The 19,905-nt window shown below is 62.6% G+C and carries 16 protein-coding genes and 1 tRNA gene; 10 read left to right on the top strand and 7 right to left on the bottom strand.

All coding sequences use genetic code 11. The features are described from left to right. Positions 1-9 precede the first annotated feature (9 nt). From C2L66_RS38100 to C2L66_RS38110, 3 genes are all read left to right on the top strand, one after another. Positions 10-1,377 (top strand): MFS transporter, encoded by a 1,368-nt coding sequence (locus C2L66_RS38100; RefSeq protein ID WP_060609341.1) that lies wholly within the window; start codon positions 10-12, stop codon positions 1,375-1,377. Positions 1,378-1,390: 13 nt separating this feature from the next. Beyond that, entirely contained in the window at positions 1,391-2,380 is a 990-nt protein-coding gene (locus tag C2L66_RS38105; RefSeq protein ID WP_060609344.1) for a 2-hydroxyacid dehydrogenase, read from the top strand. 75 nt (positions 2,381-2,455) lie between these two features. Then, a complete protein-coding gene (locus C2L66_RS38110; RefSeq protein ID WP_060609347.1) occupies positions 2,456-2,728 on the top strand; it encodes a DUF2934 domain-containing protein in 273 nt (90 codons plus the stop codon). A gap of 87 nt (positions 2,729-2,815) precedes the next feature. Here C2L66_RS38110 and arsH read toward each other — a convergent pair whose 3' ends face one another. Genes arsH through C2L66_RS38135 form a run of 5 tightly spaced genes read right to left on the bottom strand, consistent with a single transcriptional unit; the run spans position 2,816 to position 5,972 of the window. Continuing rightward, positions 2,816-3,577: an arsenical resistance protein ArsH gene (gene arsH, locus C2L66_RS38115; protein WP_060609352.1), complete on the bottom strand. Its 762-nt coding sequence runs from the start codon at positions 3,575-3,577 to the stop codon at positions 2,816-2,818. Positions 3,578-3,579: 2 nt separating this feature from the next. Continuing rightward, the gene (gene arsB / locus C2L66_RS38120; RefSeq protein WP_060609355.1) at positions 3,580-4,671 is read right to left on the bottom strand and encodes an ACR3 family arsenite efflux transporter; all 1,092 of its coding nucleotides are present in this window, start codon (positions 4,669-4,671) and stop codon (positions 3,580-3,582) included. Beyond that, on the bottom strand, positions 4,658-5,179 hold the full coding sequence (locus C2L66_RS38125; RefSeq protein WP_060609358.1) for an arsenate reductase ArsC: 522 nt from the start codon (positions 5,177-5,179) through the stop codon (positions 4,658-4,660). The genes arsB and C2L66_RS38125 overlap by 14 nt, the downstream gene beginning before the upstream one ends. Next, positions 5,176-5,643 carry an ArsI/CadI family heavy metal resistance metalloenzyme gene (locus tag C2L66_RS38130; protein WP_060609361.1) on the bottom strand — a complete coding sequence of 156 codons (468 nt, stop codon included), beginning with the start codon at positions 5,641-5,643 and terminating at the stop codon, positions 5,176-5,178. Before C2L66_RS38130 ends, C2L66_RS38125 begins: the two co-directional genes overlap by 4 nt. After that, positions 5,640-5,972, bottom strand: a complete 333-nt coding sequence (locus C2L66_RS38135) for an ArsR/SmtB family transcription factor (protein ID WP_009771446.1) — start codon at positions 5,970-5,972, stop codon at positions 5,640-5,642. The genes C2L66_RS38130 and C2L66_RS38135 overlap by 4 nt, the downstream gene beginning before the upstream one ends. Positions 5,973-6,255: 283 nt before the next feature. Between C2L66_RS38135 and C2L66_RS38140 the strand changes: the two genes are divergently transcribed. The 4 genes from C2L66_RS38140 (at position 6,256) to C2L66_RS38155 (ending at position 9,895) form a co-directional block, all read left to right on the top strand. Beyond that, positions 6,256-6,340, top strand: a tRNA-Leu gene (locus C2L66_RS38140). A 232-nt stretch (positions 6,341-6,572) separates the two neighbouring features. Then, complete coding sequence (locus C2L66_RS38145; protein WP_060609364.1) at positions 6,573-7,550, top strand: chromate resistance protein ChrB domain-containing protein; 978 nt, start codon at positions 6,573-6,575, stop codon at positions 7,548-7,550. 203 nt (positions 7,551-7,753) lie between these two features. Further along, positions 7,754-9,097: a chromate efflux transporter gene (chrA, locus tag C2L66_RS38150; RefSeq protein ID WP_060610618.1), complete on the top strand. Its 1,344-nt coding sequence runs from the start codon at positions 7,754-7,756 to the stop codon at positions 9,095-9,097. Between the two features lie 63 nt (positions 9,098-9,160). Then, entirely contained in the window at positions 9,161-9,895 is a 735-nt protein-coding gene (locus tag C2L66_RS38155; RefSeq protein WP_054931371.1) for an ABC transporter substrate-binding protein, read from the top strand. Positions 9,896-9,920: 25 nt separating this feature from the next. Here C2L66_RS38155 and C2L66_RS38160 read toward each other — a convergent pair whose 3' ends face one another. Then, positions 9,921-10,826: a LysR family transcriptional regulator gene (locus tag C2L66_RS38160; RefSeq protein ID WP_060609367.1), complete on the bottom strand. Its 906-nt coding sequence runs from the start codon at positions 10,824-10,826 to the stop codon at positions 9,921-9,923. Positions 10,827-10,926: 100 nt separating this feature from the next. On the opposite strand from C2L66_RS38160, the gene C2L66_RS38165 reads away from it, so the two are divergent. Further along, a complete protein-coding gene (locus C2L66_RS38165; RefSeq protein WP_054931285.1) occupies positions 10,927-14,526 on the top strand; it encodes an indolepyruvate ferredoxin oxidoreductase family protein in 3,600 nt (1,199 codons plus the stop codon). A gap of 482 nt (positions 14,527-15,008) precedes the next feature. Here C2L66_RS38165 and C2L66_RS38170 read toward each other — a convergent pair whose 3' ends face one another. Beyond that, positions 15,009-15,149 carry a hypothetical protein gene (locus C2L66_RS38170; protein ID WP_233445071.1) on the bottom strand — a complete coding sequence of 47 codons (141 nt, stop codon included), beginning with the start codon at positions 15,147-15,149 and terminating at the stop codon, positions 15,009-15,011. Between the two features lie 234 nt (positions 15,150-15,383). Here C2L66_RS38170 and katG point away from each other — a divergent pair, with 234 nt between their 5' ends. Both katG and C2L66_RS38180 read left to right on the top strand, forming a co-directional pair. Next, complete coding sequence (katG, locus tag C2L66_RS38175; RefSeq protein WP_060609369.1) at positions 15,384-17,648, top strand: catalase/peroxidase HPI; 2,265 nt, start codon at positions 15,384-15,386, stop codon at positions 17,646-17,648. Between the two features lie 287 nt (positions 17,649-17,935). After that, positions 17,936-19,750 (top strand): L-lactate permease, encoded by a 1,815-nt coding sequence (locus tag C2L66_RS38180; RefSeq protein ID WP_060609371.1) that lies wholly within the window; start codon positions 17,936-17,938, stop codon positions 19,748-19,750. The last annotated feature ends 155 nt before the right edge of the window (positions 19,751-19,905 follow it).

Here is a 19,905-nt window from a genome sequence, read left to right on the forward strand (position 1 = left end):
GGAGACACGATGGCTTCACAACGAACGACCCAGTATATATCGACGGCCTCGGCGCGCATGACGCGCACGCGCTACTCGATCCTCGCGACGATCCTGCTGCTGGCGACGATCGCCTATGCGGACCGCGCGATCCTGTCGATTGCGGGTCCCGGCATCGCGAAGGAATTCGGCCTGAATCACGTGCAATTGGGCTATGTGCTGTCGGCATTCAGCTGGGCTTATGTGGTGGGCCAGATTCCCGGCGGCCTGCTGCTCGACCGGCTCGGCACCAAGAAGATGTATGGCGCAACGCTTGTTCTGTGGTCGATCGCGACCATGCTGGTCGGCTTCATCGGCAACGTCACGTCGGATGTCTCCGTTGCGCTTGCGCTGCTGTTCGCGCTGCGCTTCGCACTCGGTCTGATCGAGGCGCCGAGCTTCCCGGCTAACGGCCGCGTCGCGGTCATGTGGTTCCCGAAGGAAGAGCGCGGGCTCGCCACCTCGCTGTTCGCTTCCGCTTCGTACTTCGCGGTGGCGATCTTCTCGCCTTTCGCGGGCTGGCTCACCGGGAAGTTCGGCTGGCCTTCGCCGTTCATCGCACTTGGACTCATCGGCATTGCGGCGGCTGGCCTGTGGGCCGTCGTCATGCACGAACCGCGCAACCATCCGCGTGTGTCGTCGGGCGAGCTCGATCACATCATTGCGGGCGGCGCGATGATCGACATCGACTCGAAACACGAACTGCAGGCGCGCCCTGCCGTGTCGTGGGCGCTCGTGCGGACGCTGCTCGGCAACCGGATGCTGTGGTGCTCGTATATCGGCCAGTATTGCACCATCGCGCTGAGCTATTTCTTCATCACGTGGTTCCCGATCTATCTCGTGCAGGCGCGTGGCATGAACGTCATGCAAGCAGGCTTCGCGACGATGATTCCCGCCGTGTCCGGTTTTCTCGGCGGCATTGCGGGCGGCACGATCTCCGACCTGCTCATCCGTCACGGCTGGAGCGTGTCGTGGGCGCGCAAGACTCCGTATATCGCCGGCATGCTGGTGGGCTGCTGCCTCGTGCTGTCCGCCTTCACCGAGAGCAATCTCGCGATCGTGCTGCTGATGACGCTCGCGTTCTTCGGCAAAGGCACGGCTGCCGGCGCGGGCACGTGGGCCATCGTCAGCGACACGGCGCCGCGCGAAGCGGTCGGCCTCGCGGGTGCGATCTTCAATTGCGTGGGCAACATTGGCGGCATCGTCACGCCGATCGCGTTCGGCTACATCGTGCAGGCAACGGGCGGCTATACGGTCGGGCTGTACTTCGTCGCTGCGCACTGCCTCGTCGCGGCTGTCGTTTACCTGCTGTTCATGGGCAATATCAAGCGCGTGCAGATGCGCGCGCCCGGCATTTAATGGAAATCGAGCTATGCAACAACTGGACACGCTGAAGCCAACCGTACTCAACGCGGCGGAATTGCCCGAGTGGACCCGTGCGGAACTCAGGGCGCTTTTCAATGTTATCGATCTGCCGAAAGATCCCGGAGCCGCCGCTGCGCTTCTGGCGAAGCATGGCCATCAAGTGCGCGGCATTGCGTTGCGCAAGACGAAGATCGATGCAGCGTTCCTCGATGCCGTGCCTGCTGTCGAGATCATTTCGAGCTACAGCGCAGGTCTCGACAATCTGGACGTGCAGATAGCCACGTCGCGCGGCATCGCAATCGAAAACACGTCGCACATTCTGGCCGAAGACGTCGCGAATGCAGCCGTCGGTCTGGCGCTTGCCGTCACCCGCGACTTCATCAACGCGGATGCCTTCGTCCGTACGGCAACGTGGCCCGCGCACGGACAGTATCCGCTTGGACGTTCCCTCTCGCGCATGAAAGTCGGGATTGTCGGACTGGGCACGATCGGGTCTGCAATCGCGAAGCGCCTGCAGGCATTCGGCTCGAAGCTCGCGTATTTCGGCCCGAGCCGGAAACCGGTCGATATTCCGTACTACGACGACGTCGTTCGTCTCGCGAGCGATTGCGACATGCTGATTCTGACCTGCCCGCTTTCTCCTGCCACGCATCATCTCGTCAATGCAGCCGTGCTCGATGCGCTCGGACCACGCGGGTATCTCGTGAACATTTCGCGCGGACCCGTGGTCGACGAGGCGGCGCTGATTGCCGCTTTGGCGCAAGACGGGATTGCGGGCGCGGCGCTCGATGTTTTCGAGCACGAGCCCATCGTCCCCGAAGCGCTGATACACGACCGCAGAGTCGTGTTGACGCCGCATATCGGTTCGGCGACGGGCGAAACGCGGCGGAGCATGGCGGAGAACGTCGTCGATACGCTCGCCAGGCATTTCGGCCTTCGCGGCCCGCGCGACAGGGACGACGCGCAGGCGGACGCCGCCGTCGAAAGTCTCGGATGAGATGGCGGCGGCTGTTCCGGGATCAGGCATCGCGAATGCTCAATGCCAAGGCGCTATTGCTCCCGGGAGAACGACATGGCTGAACATGAAGGCGAACGCAGCACCGACCAACGGATTCGCGAACGTGCGTATCAACTGTGGGAGCGGGACGACGACCCCAGGAAACACGCCGACGAGTATTGGGACACGGCCCGCCGGCAGATCGAGGCCGAGGGCGCGGACAACGCGCCCGCCGAGCCCCCGCTCGAGCAGTCCGACAAGCGGCAACTGGAAAGCGAAGACCCGCAGGAAGGCGAAAGCCCGAATGGCGATGCGGCAGGTAAGCCGCGCGCGAAGCGAACGCGGTGACGGGCGCGAAGCGAAATCGTCACAGACCGACGCACACGAAACAATCTGGGCGCCCACGCCTTTATCTTTGCGCAAACGTGGCCGCGCTCATTCCGTTTCGCTGTCGTCGGTGTCGGCACCCGAACTGGCTTCGTGCCGCATCGCCGCGCTGGCGAGCGTGCTCGCCGGCGCGGGCGCTGCCTCCTTCCGTTCGCTATAGCGGTCTGTCAGATAGTCCGAACGATCGCGGACAAGCAGCGTGAATTTGAACAGTTCTTCCATGACGTCGACCACGCGGTCGTAGTAGGCAGAGGGTTTCATCCGGCCGTCGGAATCGAACTCCTGGTAGGCCTTCGCGACCGACGACTGATTCGGGATCGTCACCATCCGCATCCAGCGGCCGAGCACGCGCAGCGCGTTCACCGCGTTGAAGGACTGCGAGCCGCCGCATACCTGCATGACCGCGAGCGTGCGGCCTTGTGTCGGCCGTATGCCCGCACTTTCGAGCGGCAGCCAGTCGATCTGATTCTTGAACACGGCCGTCAGGTTGCCGTGACGCTCGGGGCTGCACCATACCTGCCCCTCGGACCACTCCGACAGTTTGCGCAGTTCGACGACCTTCGGATGGTCTGCCGGGACACTATCGGCGAGCGGCAGGCCGTGGGGATCGAATACCCGTGTGTCCGCGCCGAAATGCCGAAGAATGCGCTCGGCTTCGAGCGTAAGCAACTGGCTGTACGACGTGGCCCGCAGCGACCCATACAGCAGCAGGATGCGCGGCGGATGCGTCGATGGCGTCGTAGGCGTCAGTTTCTCTAGTTGCGGTGTTTCGAGGTGCGGAGCGCTGATGTTCGGCAGATCGTCCAGCATGGTCAGTTTCTCCAAAGGCTGGGCGCGGCTTGCCGGTGCCCTGATTCGTACCACGCCTGCGAGCGGTTCACGATGCCGACAACCAGCAGCATCACGGGCACCTCGATCAATACGCCGACTACTGTCGCGAGGGCGGCGCCCGAGTGGAAACCGAACAGGCTGATTGCCGTGGCGACCGCGAGTTCGAAAAAGTTGCTCGCTCCGATAAGACTGGATGGTCCAGCCACGCAATGTGCGACCCCAAGCCGGCGATTGAGCAGATAGGCGAGCCCCGAGTTCAGAAACACCTGAACGAGGATCGGCACGGCAAGCATCGCGATCACCAACGGCTGTGCGACGATCGCCTGGCCTTGAAACGCGAACAGCAGGACCAGCGTCGCCAGCAAGGCGCATATCGACCATGGGCCGAGGCTGGCAACGACGCTGCGAAAATGCAGTTCGCCGCGCGCGAGCAGCCGGCGCCGCAGCCACTGCGCGAGGACGACGGGAATCACGATGTACAGACAGACGGACGCGATCAGCGTATCCCACGGCACCGTAATCGCAGACAAGCCGAGCAGCAACGCGACGAGGGGAGCGAACGCCACGATCATGATCGAATCGTTCAGCGCGACTTGCGACAGCGTGAAATACGGATCGCCCTTGCACAGTTGCGACCACACGAACACCATCGCCGTGCAGGGCGCAGCGGCCAGCAGGATCAGACCCGCGACGTAGCTGTCGAGCTGCTCGACGGGCAGCCACGGACGGAACACGTGGCGAATGAACAGCCAGGCGAGTAGCGCCATCGAGAACGGCTTGACGAGCCAGTTGACCACAAGCGTCACGCCGATGCCGCGCCACTGGCTGCCGACCTGCTTCATCGCCGCGAAGTCGATCTTGACGAGCATCGGGATGACCATGATCCAGATCAGTACCCCGACTGGTACGTTGACGTGCGCCACTTCCATACGGCCGATCGTCTGAAACACGCGCGGAAGTAACTGCCCGCACGCCACACCGGCAACGATGCACAGCGCAACCCATAGCGTCAGATAGCGCTCGAAAAAGCCGATTGCAGGGCGCGCGGCCGGGCGAACTTCAGTGCTGCTCATGGGCTTCTTCTGCTGGACGTTCGCCGATCGCGCGCATTTCGCGCTGGATTGCGTTGTGATCGAGTATGTGCAAAGGCAGGTTCACGAATTGGTTGACGCGGTTCATGATCTGTCGATAGACCTTGTCGAAGACCTTGCGCTTCTCGTCGTCGGTTCCCTGGACAGCTGCGGGATCTTCAAATCCCCAATGCGCCGTGATGGGCTTGCCAGGCCAGATCGGACAGACCTCGCCAGCGGCCTGATCGCACACGGTGATGACGAAGTCCATCTGCGGCGCGCCCAGTGCGGCGAACTCCTCCCAGCTCTTGCTGCGCATCTGCGTTGTGTCATAGCCCAGTGCGCGGCACCGCTCGATCGCAAACGGATTGACCGCTCCCGATGGATGGCTGCCCGCGCTATAAGCGCGAAAGCGGCCTTTACCAAGCACGTTGAACAGCGCTTCAGCCATGATGCTGCGCGCGCTGTTGCCCGTGCAGAGAATCAGCACGGCATAAGGTTTGTCGCTCATTGGCGGCTCCGGAATGAAATTGCAGTCTCGGACGGAACGCAGCAAGCTGCCGTGGATTCATTCGCGGGTAACGCTTCGAGATGGGACTGCCCATAGACGGGAGCCGATTCGAGTGTCCGAAAGGTCTCCCACGCGACGCCTTGTGGATCGACGGTCCACGCCTTGTCGGACTTCGCATAGCAACACGTGGTGCCGCTCTGCTGCTGAACCGGGAGTGCGGCTGCCGCGAAGCGCGCATTCATCTCGGCAAGCTCTTCATCGGTTTCGACCTGAATGCCGATGTGGTCGACGCCCGGCTTCGCGCCGCGTTGCGAGATAGCGAAATTCACGGGCGGATCGGTCAACTCCCATTTGCAGTAGTCGCTCTTCGTCACCGTCGGCAAGACGTTGCCGAACATCGCGCTGTAAAAGTGGATACTGTCCGCAAGGTTCTCGACCGCGACGTGGATGTGCATGCGTTTCATGGCTTGTCTCCACAGCAGTTGGAAAGGTCGCTGGCGGCGCACGGGACGCCGGCGCAGCAGTTCTCGGTGAGAAAGCCGATCAGCGTGGTCATCGCATCGAAGTTCGCGGTGTAGATGACGAAGCGGCCCTCCTGCCGCGAACTCACCAGTTCAGCGTGCGTGAGGTCTTTCAGATGAAAAGACAGGCCGGAGGGCGAGATTCCCAACTGCTGCGCGATTTCGCCCGCTGCCATGCCTTCGGGGCCGGCAATGACCAGCTGGCGAAAGATGGCGAGGCGGGATTCGTGAGCGAGCGCGCCGAGCGCGCGTACGGCGTTGATCGTGTCCATGTCGACTACTTTACCTGCTCTATTTTTATATTTCAAGAAACGTTGAAATGAAGTGATTTCGATGGACGACGTGTCCTAAGGGCCCCGTTTCACTGCAAAGTGCAGACTCACTTACGTGCCACTTGAAAAAGCGATGGGATTGTCGATACAATTGCGCCCCCTTGCCCATATGACTGAATGGGTGGCGGCACTGCCTGTTGGTGCGCGCTACAAAGCAAGGCCTAAGCCTTGGCTGACGGGTTTCCGTGACGCGACGTCCGGTGCACCCAGAATGAAGAAGAATGCCGACGTGGTGAAATTGGTAGACACGCTATCTTGAGGGGGTAGTGGCGAAAGCTGTGCGAGTTCGAGTCTCGCCGTCGGCACCAAACTTGAAAGTTCTCCACGCAGGACGGAAGCAAGGCTTCCTCGCGTCTCGGCCAACGAGCATCGCTCGGCCATCCGCAATTCTTCAATTTGACGCGAAATGCACGCGACTGACGCGCAATAAACTGCGTATCCCCAATTAACAACCGCCTTGTCCAGCAAGGATCGGTTGCAACACACGCGTATCGAAGAAAATATTTGTAGCGCTCGTAACAGTGGGGTAGTCTACGTAACATGGACGACTTGACCCATTGGCTGCTTCTCGTGCTCACCCTCCCGACGGACAACGCCACCGCGCGCATGCGTTACTGGCGGGCGTTGAAAACAAAAGGGTGTGCGGTGCTGCGCGATGGGGTGTACCTGCTCCCCGACGACGAGCGCGCAGGCGTCGAGATGGCCGAGATGTGCGAAGGCATTACTCAGGCAGGTGGGACATCTTACTTATTGCGGTTTGGCAGTCGCGACGGCGCTCAAGATCGGGAATTGCAGCAGCTGTTCGACCGGAGTGACGACTACGGAACGTTGCGCCGGTCACTGACCGAGACGCGAAAAACACTCGGTAGTCTCGCACCTGCCGACATCACCAAACTCCTGCGCAAAACGCGGAAGGAGTTCGAAGCAATTGCTGGCATCGATTTCTTTCCGAACGAGGCATCGATTCGCGCGCAGTCAGCCTGGCAGGATTTTGTAGCGGCCGCCGATGCAGTGTTGTCCCCAGGTGAGCCGCATCCGGCCGTAGGCACGATAAAGCCCGTCGAGCGAGCGGACTACCAGGGCCGGGTCTGGGCAACCAGGCAGAAGCTTTGGGTGGACCGCGTCGCCAGCGCATGGCTCATCCGGCGATTCGTCGATAGCGAAGCGCAGTTTCTGTGGCTCGCGTCCCCGGACGAATGTCCAGCGGGCGCAGTGGGCTTCGATTTCGACGGCGCGAGGTTCTCGCACATCAACGGCCGCGTGACGTTCGAGGTGCTGGCCGCCAGCTTCGGCATCGAGGATGAGCCGGGCATGGCGGGACTCTCCAGCATGGTTCGTTCGCTCGACGTCGGCGGCATCGCAGTCCCCGAAGCTGCCGGGTTCGAAGCGGTGATGACGGGCGCGAAGCAGCGTGGCCTGAGCGACGACGAGTTGCTGACCGAAATGAGCCAGATGCTCGACTCGCTCCTCGCTCATTTTGCCGCGCAGGAGAAAACATCCGCCAGGCGGCGGCGATGAGCGCACCCGCCTGCGTTCCGATACGGGTTGCCGGGTCGATAGGCCTGAACATTCGTCGCTGCGATCCGGCCACGAGGCACGGCTCGCGCGGTGTGTTGAATCGACCGTGGCGCGCTTTCGCGGCGTGGCCGCTTGCTGACCATGCATGACTACCGCGTGTGGAGTATCCAGTGCAAGAGACCCAGATGGCGCAGGACAACGGAATGAGTAACGAGCGCATCGATGCTGTCGAGGCTGTTAGCTTCAATCAAGCGCTGTGGTATTGGCTCAAACTCGGCTTTATCAGCTTCGGCGGGCCAGCGGGCCAGATTGCCATCATGCATCAGGACCTGGTCGAGCGGAAACGCTGGATTTCCGAGAAGCGATTCCTGCACGCATTGAACTATTGCATGGTGTTGCCTGGCCCCGAGGCGCAGCAGCTCGCTACCTACATCGGGTGGCTCATGCATCGGACCTGGGGTGGCGTCGTCGCGGGCGGCCTGTTCGTCCTGCCGTCGCTTTTCATCCTGATAGGACTATCCTGGGTCTACATGGCCTTCGGCAGTGTTCCCGCCATCGCAGGCGTGCTTTACGGCATCAAACCGGCGGTCACGGCCATCGTCGTTTTCGCCGCGTACAGGATCGGCTCCCGCGCATTGAAGAACGCGTGGCTGTGGTCAATTGCAGCTGCGTCATTCCTCGCTATCTTCGTAGGCAATGTGCCGTTCCCGCTCATCGTCCTGGCGGCCGGCATCCTGGGTCATTTTGGAGGCAAGTACGCTCCGTCCAGATTTGCGGTCGGCGGCGGCCACAAGTCGGCCGACAAGGCATTTGGCCCAGCGCTCCTCGACGACGATACGCCCACCCCTCAGCATGCGCTCTTCACCTGGAAGCGGTTCGCGGTCGTGCTAGCGGTCTTCATGCTGATCTGGCTCGCGGCCATCACCGTGCTTTCGCTTCTGTACGGCTGGACGGGAACGCTTACGCAAATGGCCTGGTTCTTCACGAAAGCCGCTTTGCTCACATTCGGGGGCGCGTATGCGGTGTTGCCCTATGTGTATCAAGGCGCCGTCGACAACTACCACTGGCTGACGGGATTACAGATGATAGACGGCCTCGCGCTCGGCGAGACGACGCCCGGACCGCTCATCATGGTGGTTTCCTTCGTCGGGTTCGTTGGCGGCTGGACCAAGGCAGTGTTCGGCCCAGATGCCATACTGGCTTCCGCCGTCGTCGCATCCATCGTCGTGACGTTCTTTACTTTTTTGCCTTCTTTCCTGTTCATTCTGCTCGGCGGTCCTTTCATTGAAACGACCCACGGCAATCTGAAATTCACCGCGCCGCTGACCGCCATCACTTCCGCAGTGGTCGGCGTTATCGTAAACCTCGCGGTTTTTTTCGCGCTTCACGTATTGTGGCCACATGGCATGCACGGCGGATTCGAATGGCCCTCATTGGTAATCGGTGTAGTGGCCGCTATTGCGCTGTTCCGGTTCAAGGTCGGGGTGATACCCGTGGTGCTTGCTTCAGGTGTAGTTGGACTTGCACTCAAGCTGCTGGTCTCCTGAGGTACTTCTCATTTCAACCGATTCCTTATGACCGCCGCGAACGCGGTCGCCACGGGAGCATCCATGACTATCGATCCATCCGTCGTCGCCGCATTCACGCCCACGGGTAAAGTGCGCGCGTCGATCAATCTCGGCAATCCGATTCTCGCCAACAAGAACCCGCAAACGGGCGAGCCGTTCGGCGTATCCGTCGATCTGGCGCGCGCATTCGCCGCAAAACTCGGCGTCGAACTGGAACTGGTCGTGTTCGACACGGCGGGCAAATCGGTCCAGGCGGTCAGCGAGGAGCGCGCCGATTTCGGCTTCTTCGCCGTCGACCCATTGCGCGGCGAGACGATTGCGTTCACGGCGCCGTATGTGTTGATCGAAGGTTTCTATCTCGTGCGCGACGACTCGCCCGTGAAGACGAATGCCGATGTCGATCATGCCCACAACCGTGTCGCCGTCGGCAAGGGCAGCGCGTATGACCTGTTCCTGACGCGCGAACTGAAGGCTGCGGAGATCGTGCGCGCGCCGACGTCTCCGGCCGTCGTGCAGACGTTCCTCGAACAGAATCTCGAAGTCGCCGCGGGCGTCAAGCAGCAGCTCGAAGCCGATGCGAAGAAGGCCAGCGGACTTCGGCTGCTCGACGAACGGTTCATGGTGATCCAGCAGGCAATGGGTACGCCGAAGAGCCGTGGGCAAGCCGCGGCAGCAGCGCTGCATGCGTTCGTCGAAGAGATGAAGGCTTCCGGGTTTGTCGCCGATGCGCTGGCGCGACATGGGATCGCGGGAGCGTCGGTCGCGCCGAAGGCATGAAGGCTGTGCGCCTGCGCGCCAACGTTCACGTGCCGCACGCGTGAATCAGAAACTGCTGTAGCGCCGTCGCCGGGCCGCTCAACTGCGCGCCCTTCGGCCAGATCATGCCCGCGTCCATTTGCGGCACGACGTCCGTGATGGGACGCGCGTCGATACGCTTGCCTTCCAGCGACCACGGACGGAACACCATATCCGACAGCACCGTCACGCCGAAGCCATGCGCAACCAACCCGCGCAGCGCTTCCATCGAACTGGTGCGAAACGCGATGTTCGGCGCGATCCCCTTTTTCTTCCAGTAGCGCAGCGTCGACTGCTCGCCCTCGTCCACCGTGATCAGGATGTACGGATGCGCCGCGATGTCCTTCAACGACGGCGCGTCCATCTGCGCCAGCGGATGCGACGGCGCGAGCCACAATTGCCGCCGCGAGCGGATCAGCACCTGGCTGCCGAACCGGCTGAGCTTTTCGACATTCGACAGCAGCACCATGCCGATCTCGACATCGCCATCGAGCACCGCGCGCTCGATATCCGCCCGCTCCATGTCGCGCAGATCGAACTCGATGAACGGATACGTCGCGCGAAAGCGTGCCAGCAGTTCGGGCAGGAAATAGCCCAGCACCGTATACGAAGCGGCGATGCGCACGGTCCCGCGCATGTCGTGCGAGCGAAACGGCGGCTTGTGCACGGCATCGCGCGCGGCGTCGAGCACGCGCCGCGCGTGGTTGTAGAAATCCTGGCCGTCCGGCGTCAGCGTGACGCCCTGCGGCAGCCGCTCGAACAGCCGTGTGCCGAGGCCGTTTTCCAGCGCGAGCACTGCGTTGGTGATCGCCGATTGCGACACATGCTCGTTGGCCGCCGCCATCGAGAACTGGCCTGTCTGCGCCGCCGCCACGAAGTAGCGCAATTGCCGGAGTGTGAGATCGAACGCCATCTGATTTTCGAATACCAGAATTGTCTATTTGTGATTTTACGATGCCAATTCGGCTTCCTATACTCGGCGAAAAATCACATTCCCCGGAGACAGCCCTGCCATGAATGCGCCCGATCTAGCCGTCGCAGCCGATCTAGCGGCCGACATGCCCGACACGTCCGAAATGCCCGTGACACTCGAGGACAAGTACACGCTCGAAAAAGGCCGCGTGTATATCAGCGGCACGCAGGCGCTGGTGCGTCTTCCAATGCTGCAAAAAGCACGCGACCGCAAGGCCGGGCTGAACACGGCAGGCTTCATTTCCGGCTATCGCGGCTCGCCGCTGGGCGCGCTCGATCAGTCGCTGTGGAAAGCGAAAAAGCATCTGCAGGCCAACGACATCGTCTTCCAGCCCGGCGTCAACGAGGATCTGGCCGCGACATCCGTGTGGGGCACGCAGCAGATCAACCTGTGGCCCGGCGCGACGCGCGACGGCGTATTCGGCATGTGGTACGGCAAAGGCCCCGGCGTCGACCGCACGGGCGATGTCTTCAAGCACGCGAACTCCGCCGGCAGCGACGCGCGCGGCGGCGTGCTCGTGCTGGCCGGAGACGATCACGCGGCGAAGTCGTCGTCGGTTGCGCATCAGTCGGAGCACGCGTTCATCGCGGCGGGCATTCCCGTGCTGTATCCGGCGAACGTGCAGGAATACCTCGATTACGGGCTGCACGGCTGGGCGATGAGCCGCTATTCGGGCCTATGGGTGGCGATGAAGTGCGTGACGGACGTGATCGAATCCACGGCGTCGATCGATCTCGATCCGGATCGCGTCGAAATCGTCACGCCGACCGATTACGCGATGCCCGAGGGCGGCCTGAACATCCGCTGGCCGGACGCGCCGCTTGCGCAGGAAGCGCGGCTGCTCGACGAGAAATGGTATGCGGCGCTCGCCTATATCCGCGCGAACAAGCTGAACCGCATCGTGATCGATTCGCCGACGCCGCGCTTCGGCATCATCACGGCGGGCAAGGCCTATCTCGACGTGCGCCAGGCGCTCAGCGACCTGGGTCTCGATGAAGACACGTGCGCTCAAATTGGCTTGCGTGTGCTGAAAGTAGGCTGCGTGTGGCCGCTCGATGCGCAGGATGCCCGCGCGTTCGCGACTGGCCTGGAAGAGATTCTCGTCGTCGAAGAAAAGCGCCAGATTCTCGAATATGCGCTGAAGGAAGAGCTATACAACTGGCGCGAGGACGTGCGGCCAAAGATCTATGGCAAGTTCGACGAGCGCAACAATGAAGGCGGCGAATGGTCGGTGCCGCGAGGCGACTGGCTGTTGCCCGCGCATTACGAACTGTCGCCGGCGCTGATCGCGAAGGCCGTGGCACGGCGTCTGTCGCGCGCCGATCTGCCCGCCGACGTGCGGGCGCGGATGCTGGCGCGCGTCGCGATCATCGAAGCCAAAGAACGCGAAGCGGCGAAGCCGCGCGTGTCCGTCGAACGCAAGCCGTGGTTCTGCTCCGGCTGCCCACACAACACGTCGACTAACGTGCCCGAAGGGTCGCGCGCGCTCGCGGGCATCGGTTGTCACTACATGTCGATGTGGATGGACCGCAAGACGGAAACCTTCAGCCAGATGGGCGGCGAAGGCGTGGCGTGGATCGGCCAGATGCATTTCTCCGGCGACAAGCATGTGTTCGTCAATCTCGGCGACGGCACCTACTTCCATTCGGGTCTGCTCGCGGTTCGTGCGGCCATCGCGGCGAACGCGAACATCACCTACAAGATTCTCTACAACGACGCCGTCGCGATGACGGGCGGCCAACCCGTCGACGGCGTGCTGACCGTGCCGCAGATCGCGCATCAGGTCCATGCCGAGGGCGCGAAGCGCATCGTCATCGTCACTGACGAGCCGCAAAAGTATCACTCGGGCATCGTGTTGCCGCAGGGTGTGGATGTCCATCATCGCGATCAACTCGATTCCGTGCAACGCGCGCTGCGCGACATGCCCGGCACCACGGTGCTGATCTACGATCAGACTTGCGCAACCGAGAAACGGCGGCGCCGCAAGCGCGGTGCGTATCCCGACCCGGCGCGCCGCGCGTTCATCAACGACGCCGTGTGCGAAGGCTGCGGCGATTGCTCGGTGCAATCGAACTGTCTGTCCGTCGAGCCGCTCGATACGCCGCTCGGCACGAAGCGCAAGATCAACCAGTCGTCGTGTAACAAGGACTTTTCGTGCGTGAAGGGCTTTTGCCCGAGCTTCGTCACGGCTGAAGGCGCGCAGCTTCGCAAGCCCCAGGCCGCGCGTGGCAGCGGCGCTGTCAGCGCAGAGTTCGACACGCTGCCGATGCCGTCGCTCCCCGCGCTCGCGAGACCGTACGGCATTCTCGTGACGGGCGTGGGCGGCACGGGTGTCGTGACGATTGGCGGCCTGATCGGCATGGCTGCGCATGTCGAACGCAAGGGCGTCACGGTGCTCGACATGGCGGGCCTCGCGCAAAAGGGCGGCGCCGTGCTCAGCCATGTGCAGGTCGCGTCCTCGCCCGACGCGTTGCACGCGACACGCATTGCGACGGGCGAAGCGCGGCTCGTGATCGGTTGCGATGCGATCGTGTCGGCGTCGAACGATGTGCTGTCCCGCACGCAACATGGCGTGACGGTTGCCGCGATCAACAGCGGCGCGACGCCGACGGCCGAATTCGTCAAGAACCCGAAGTGGACTTTCCCGGGCACGCAGACGGAAGCGGGACTGCGCGACAGCATCGGCGAAGGATGCGCGTTCATCGACGCCAACGCGCTCGCGCTGAAGCTGCTCGGCGACACGATCTACAGCAATCCGCTGCTGCTCGGGTTTGCGTGGCAGAAAGGCTGGCTGCCGCTGCAACTGTCGAGCCTCGTGCGCGCGATCGAACTGAATGGCGTATCGGTGGAGAAGAATCAGCAGGCGTTCAGCTGGGGACGTTACATCGCGCATCATGGCGAGGCGGCTGTTCAGGCGCTGCTCAAGCCGGCCGCTGTCGCGCAACAGGCGATCGTCATGCAATTGCCGGAATCGCTCGACAAGCTGATTGCATCGCGTGAAGCGCTGTTGACGACGTATCAGAACGCCGCGTATGCGCAGCGCTATCGCGATGTAATCGAGCGTATCCGCGCGAAGGAAACGCAAATCGCCGGCAACGCGAAACTGCCGCTCACGCGCGCAGTGGCGACGAGCCTGGCGAAGCTGATGGCCTACAAGGATGAGTATGAAGTGGCCCGCCTTTACGCAGACCCCGCTTATCTGGACAAACTGCGCCAACAGTTCGAGGGCGAACCGGGCCGCGATTACAAGCTGAGTTTCCATCTCGCGCCGCCGTTGCTCGCCAGGCGCGATGAACGCGGGAATTTGCAGAAGCAAAGCTTCGGTCCGTGGATGCTGCCCGTCTTCCGTGTGCTCGCACGCATGAAGGGATTGCGCGGCACTGCGCTCGACATATTCGGCAAGACGGCTGAACGGCGCGGCGAGCGGCAACTGATTACGGAGTACATCGCGCTGGTCGACGAGTTCTGCGCGACCCTCGATCTTGAACGCCTGCCTGCGGCGCTCCAGCTCGCCAGTCTGCCGGACGATATTCGCGGCTTCGGTCATGTGAAGGAACGCAATATCCAGGCAGCGGCGAAAAAGAAGGCGCGCCTGCTCGATGACTATCGGACGCCGGAGCGCTTGACCGCGAGCGCGTAACATCGGGTTGGCGGGACGCCGAACCGGGGCGGGCGGCAAACGCTAGCCCCGGCGCTTCGCGCGATATGCGCTTCGAGGTGCGACATGCTGGGGTTCTTCATACGAGCACACGCAGGCTTGATCTGCCTGCTGGCCTGCCTTGCCGCCGGTTGTTCGACAGTGGACCAACCGCAAGCCGGTCAGACAGAAACGGGACAGTGCCGCGCACCCGGCCACTTTTGCCAGACATTCTTCGGCCCTTGACTCAAAAGCCGACGCGCCGTGCGCATACCGAGGGGACAAAAAGAAAAGCCCACCAAGCGGTGGGCTGAATCCATATCAGGAGGAGACATGGAGGAGACAGAGGTCAGTATAAACCCCTATTCGTGTAATGCAAGCGTTTTTGTTTCGCCGCAACAACGCTTCGGCGGGAGAATGAACGGCAAGCCCTGCTCGGGTACATGCATGCTGCGCGCAGGCATCATCGCCCCGTCGACCCACCTTTAAACGCCCGCGAACCAGACACCGGTCTCGATTGCGCGATCAACGATTCCCACATCGTCGAAGATCTCCAGCGTGCGCGGCGTAATGCCGAGCGCGTTGCAGAAAAATCCTCTTGCTGGCATTCCGTCGATCACGCTCACGGCCGCTGCGAATCCGCTCCCGCGCTATAGCGGCGAGCTATTGATGGCATTGCCGCAAACGAATTCAGTTGCCCTTCGCCGTCGCATATATTGAAGCTGGACCGATGAGGCGACAACGCAGCGACAAGCGTGAGCGCAGCAGGCCGACGCACCGGCGCGGGCGGCCGATCTGTCGCGCGAGCCCGACACCAACGCAAAACGTAGAGTGGAGACATCCTCCCAAGGAGACGACGCATGTCAAACGACGCAAAGTGCCCGTTCATTCATGCCGCCGGCGGCGGAACGACCAACCGCGACTGGTGGCCGAAGCAGCTTCGGCTGGACCTGCTGAGCCAGCATTCCAGCCGGTCCAATCCGCTGGACAAGGATTTCGACTACGCCGAGGCGTTCAGGAGCCTCGACCTCGCCGCCGTCAAGAAAGACCTCGCGGCGTTGATGACGGATTCGCAGGACTGGTGGCCCGCCGACTTCGGCCACTATGGACCGCTGTTCATCCGCATGGCATGGCATAGCGCCGGCACCTACCGCACGGGAGACGGACGCGGAGGCGGCGGCCGCGGCCAGCAGCGTTTCGCGCCGCTCAACAGCTGGCCGGACAACGTCAGCCTCGATAAAGCCCGCCGCCTGCTCTGGCCGGTCAAGCAGAAATACGGCCAGAAAATTTCGTGGGCGGATCTGCTGATCCTGTCCGGCAACGTCGCGCTCGAAACCATGGGCTTCAAGACCTTCGGCTTCGCGGGCGGTCGCGAGGACACGTGGGAGCCGGATCAGGACGTCTACTGGGGCAATGAAAAAACCTGGCTGGGCGGTGACGTCCGCTACGGAAAAGGCGCCGCGCCCCGCGACGCAAGCGACGAAGGCGTGCTCGTCGCCGACGAGGAACTGCACGGCGAAGAAGCCAGCCGCACGGATAGCGGGCGGCATCTGGAGAACCCGCTCGGCGCTGTGCAGATGGGTCTGATCTATGTGAACCCGGAAGGCCCGGACGGCAATCCCGACCCGCTCGCCGCCGCGCACGACATCCGCGAAACCTTCGCGCGCATGGCGATGAACGACGAGGAAACCGTCGCGCTGATCGCAGGCGGCCATACGTTCGGCAAAACGCACGGCGCCGGTCCCGCCGATAATGTCGGCGCCGAACCCGAAGCAGCCGAGCTGGAAAACCAGGGGCTGGGTTGGAAAAGCAGCTTCGGCAGCGGCAAGGGCGGCGACACGATCACGAGCGGCCTGGAAGTCACGTGGACGGCCACACCGACACAGTGGGGCATGGGCTTCTTCCAGAACCTGTTCGGCCACGAATGGGAATTGACCAAGAGTCCTGCCGGCGCGAACCAGTGGGTCGCCAAGGGCGCGACGGCGACGATCCCGCATGCCCACGATCCATCGAAAAAGCTGCTGCCGACGATGCTCACCACCGACCTCTCGCTGCGCTTCGACCCCGAGTACGAGAAGATTTCGCGGCGCTTCATGCAGAACCCGGATGAGTTCGCCGACGCCTTCGCGCGCGCCTGGTTCAAGCTGACGCACCGCGACATGGGGCCGCGCACCCGCTATCTCGGCCCCGAAGTGCCCGCCGAAGAACTGCTGTGGCAAGACCCGATTCCCGCCGTGAACCATCCGCTGGTCGATGCCGGCGACATTGCGTCGCTGAAACAGAAGGTTCTGGCGTCGGGGCTTTCCGTCTCCCAGCTGGTATCGACGGCATGGGCTTCGGCGTCGACCTTCCGCGGCTCGGACATGCGCGGCGGCGCCAACGGCGCGCGCATCCGCCTTGCCCCGCAGAAGGACTGGGCGGCCAATCAGCCCGAGCAGCTGGCGAAGGTGCTGAAAACGCTCGAAGGCATTCAGAGCGAGTTCAACGGCACAGCGACGGGCGGCAAGAAGATTTCGCTCGCCGATCTGATCGTGCTGGCGGGCGGCGCGGCGATCGAACAGGCCGCGAAAAATGCCGGGCACATAGTCAGCGTGCCGTTCACGCCGGGACGCATGGATGCATCGCAGGAACAGACGGACGTGCAATCCATGGCTGTGCTGGAGCCGGTCGCCGACGGCTTTCGCAACTTCCTCAAGGGCAAGTACAACGTGCCGGCGGAAGCCTTGCTGATCGACAAGGCACAGCTGCTGACGTTGACGGCGCCGGAGATGACGGTGCTGATCGGCGGTTTGCGCGTGCTGAACGTGCACACGGGCGCCGATTCGCACGGTGTCTTCACGAAACGGCCGGAAACGCTGACCAACGACTTCTTCCGCAACCTGCTCGACATGGGCACGGAATGGACGCCTACGACGCCCGCGCGCGAGGTGTTCGAAGGCGCCGACCGCCGCACGGGCGAAGTGAAGTGGACGGGCACGCGTGTCGATCTGATCTTCGGCTCGCATGCGCAGTTGCGCGCGCTGAGCGAGGTCTATGCGAGCGAGGACGCGCAGGAGAAGTTCACGCGCGACTTCGTCGCAGCGTGGGTCAAAGTGATGAATCTGGATCGCTTCGATCTGGCTTGAGCGGCTGCAGCGGCTGCAGCGGTTGCGTCTGTTGAATGCGCGGTGTGATTGCCGTTGTTAAAGCGGCAATACACCGCGCTGTCTTTTGTGCCCCGCGCAGCATCGACATTCCTTTTCTCGTCCGCAACACCCGCAAAGATGCGCCGCAGCGGCCACAAAACTTGCAATCGACGATCCGGCCCGCTATACCACAAGCATCGGTCGGCAGTCTGTAAGGATCGAGGGCCGCTCCGGCGCGGTCGCCCGTCGGCGGATGAACGTGAATCCCCGGATCAAAAAGGAAAGCCATGTACCAGCAGACCTATAACCCGTTGGGCAATGCATTCCTTTCCACGATCGTTGCCGCGATCCCGATTCTGACGCTGCTGTACTTCATCGCGCTGCACCGCCATCGCGATGCACAAGGCAACGTGCATCTGGGCATCTCCGCGCCGTATGCGGCGTTTTTCGGCGTCATCGCCGCGTTCATCATCTCGTGCCTGGTCTTCCGGATGCCAGTGGCGTCCGCCGTTTCCGCGTTTGCGCTCGGCTCGCTTTCCGGCTTTCTCGGCATCATCTGGATCGTGCTCGCCGCGATGTTCCTGTACACGATGAGCGTCGTGACGGGCAAGTTCGAGATCGTCAAGGAGTCGATCGTCCACATTTCCTTCGACAGGCGGCTGCAATGCGTGCTGATCGCCTTCTCGTTCGGCGCGATCATCGAAGGTACGTCGGGTTTCGGCACGCCCGTCGCGATCGCGGGCGCCGTGATGGTCGGGCTCGGCTTCCGGCCTTTCCAGTCCGCCGTGCTCAATCTGCTCGCGAATACGGCACCCGTCGCCTGGGGCGCGATCGGCACCCCGATCGTCACGCTGGCGGCCGTGAGCGAGCTCGATCAGGTCACGCTGTCGGCGATGGCGGGCCATCAATTGCCGTTCGTCTCGGTCCTCGTGCCCTTCTGGCTGGTCGCGACCTTCGTGAAGATGGAAGGCGGATCGTGGAAAGAAGTCTTCGAAGTCTGGCCCGCGATGCTGTGCGCGGGCGGATCGTTCGCGCTGATGCAGTTCTATGCGTCGAGCAGCCCCGCGCTGCATCTGATGACGGACGTCGTATCCGGCGTGTTCTCGGTGATCTGCACGGCCTTGTTCCTGCGCTTCGTGTGGCATCCGAAAACGCGCTTTCTGCTGCGCGATGAACGCGAGGCGCTCGCGCGCGCCGGCGACAGCGCGACATCCGTCACGACGGACCGCAGCGAATGGAAGTACAGGTATTCGGCGGCGGAAACGATCTATGCTTGGATGCCATGGGTGATCCTGATCGCCTGTTGCGCGCTGTGGGGCGTGCCGGAGTTCAAGAAGCTGCTCAACAACCTGTTCGCAAGCGTGACGTTTTCGACGACGCTGCTCGGCTCGCCGTTCAAAGGCACGCTGTCGCTGCCCGTCTGGGATATGCCCGCGCTGCATAACCTCGTGCAGCGGATGCCGCCCGTCGTGGCCGCCAACGCAAAAGCGGAAGCGGCGCGCTTCACGATCAACTGGCTGTCGGCGGCGGGGACGGGCGTGTTCGTCGCAGCCGTGCTGTCCGGCCTCGTGCTGAGGCTGAGCGCCACGCAATGGAAAGATGCCTTCGTTCAGACCATGCGCCGGATGAAAATACCCGTGCTGGTGATCGCCCAGGTGCTGGGCCTGGGATTTCTCACACGCTACTCGGGCACCGACGCCGTCCTCGGCCTCGCGTTCACGGGGGCGGGCGTGCTCTATCCGTTCTTCGCGGCGTTCCTCGGCTGGCTCGGCGTGTTCCTGACGGGCTCCGACACGGCGTCGAATGCGCTGTTCGGCAGCCTGCAACGCATCACGGCGCAGCAGCTCAACCTGAACCCGATCCTGATCGTGGCGACAAACTCGACGGGCGGCGTGATGGGCAAGATGATCGACGCGCAGTCCATCATGGTCGCCTGCGCGGCTTGCTACGACGATCCGAAGGAGCGTTCGTTCGCGCTTGGGCCGATTTTCCGCACGGTGTTCTTCCATTCCATTGCCGGCGCCGCCTTGATCGGCGTGATCGCGATGTTGCAGGCCTATGTCTTCCCCGGGATGATTCCGATCCCGCCCGTCGGCAAATAAATGCCGTCATGACCGTCAGGCCGTCTGCGGACGGCCGCGGACCCTTCCCTGCCTCCGCAACCCGTTGCCCACGGGCAACGCGAGCTTGCACGTGGGTATAACCCCGCTTGCATGTGCGTTTTTGCGCCGTTAACATGAAACGATATATACGGTTT

Source organism: Paraburkholderia caribensis, assembly GCF_002902945.1.
GTDB classification, from domain to species: domain Bacteria; phylum Pseudomonadota; class Gammaproteobacteria; order Burkholderiales; family Burkholderiaceae; genus Paraburkholderia; species Paraburkholderia caribensis.

What these genes read in the sequence shown, in the direction of transcription:
- C2L66_RS38100 (WP_060609341.1), top strand. Translation starts at nt 10, where the DNA reads ATGGCTTCACAACGAACGACCCAGTATATATCGACGGCCTCGGCGCGC.
- C2L66_RS38105 (WP_060609344.1), top strand. Translation starts at nt 1,391, where the DNA reads ATGCAACAACTGGACACGCTGAAGCCAACCGTACTCAACGCGGCGGAA.
- C2L66_RS38110 (WP_060609347.1), top strand. Translation starts at nt 2,456, where the DNA reads ATGGCTGAACATGAAGGCGAACGCAGCACCGACCAACGGATTCGCGAA.
- arsH (WP_060609352.1), bottom strand. Translation starts at nt 3,577, where the DNA reads ATGCTGGACGATCTGCCGAACATCAGCGCTCCGCACCTCGAAACACCG.
- arsB (WP_060609355.1), bottom strand. Translation starts at nt 4,671, where the DNA reads ATGAGCAGCACTGAAGTTCGCCCGGCCGCGCGCCCTGCAATCGGCTTT.
- C2L66_RS38125 (WP_060609358.1), bottom strand. Translation starts at nt 5,179, where the DNA reads ATGAGCGACAAACCTTATGCCGTGCTGATTCTCTGCACGGGCAACAGC.
- C2L66_RS38130 (WP_060609361.1), bottom strand. Translation starts at nt 5,643, where the DNA reads ATGAAACGCATGCACATCCACGTCGCGGTCGAGAACCTTGCGGACAGT.
- C2L66_RS38135 (WP_009771446.1), bottom strand. Translation starts at nt 5,972, where the DNA reads ATGGACACGATCAACGCCGTACGCGCGCTCGGCGCGCTCGCTCACGAA.
- C2L66_RS38145 (WP_060609364.1), top strand. Translation starts at nt 6,573, where the DNA reads ATGGACGACTTGACCCATTGGCTGCTTCTCGTGCTCACCCTCCCGACG.
- chrA (WP_060610618.1), top strand. Translation starts at nt 7,754, where the DNA reads ATGAGTAACGAGCGCATCGATGCTGTCGAGGCTGTTAGCTTCAATCAA.
- C2L66_RS38155 (WP_054931371.1), top strand. Translation starts at nt 9,161, where the DNA reads ATGACTATCGATCCATCCGTCGTCGCCGCATTCACGCCCACGGGTAAA.
- C2L66_RS38160 (WP_060609367.1), bottom strand. Translation starts at nt 10,826, where the DNA reads ATGGCGTTCGATCTCACACTCCGGCAATTGCGCTACTTCGTGGCGGCG.
- C2L66_RS38165 (WP_054931285.1), top strand. Translation starts at nt 10,927, where the DNA reads ATGAATGCGCCCGATCTAGCCGTCGCAGCCGATCTAGCGGCCGACATG.
- katG (WP_060609369.1), top strand. Translation starts at nt 15,384, where the DNA reads ATGTCAAACGACGCAAAGTGCCCGTTCATTCATGCCGCCGGCGGCGGA.
- C2L66_RS38180 (WP_060609371.1), top strand. Translation starts at nt 17,936, where the DNA reads ATGTACCAGCAGACCTATAACCCGTTGGGCAATGCATTCCTTTCCACG.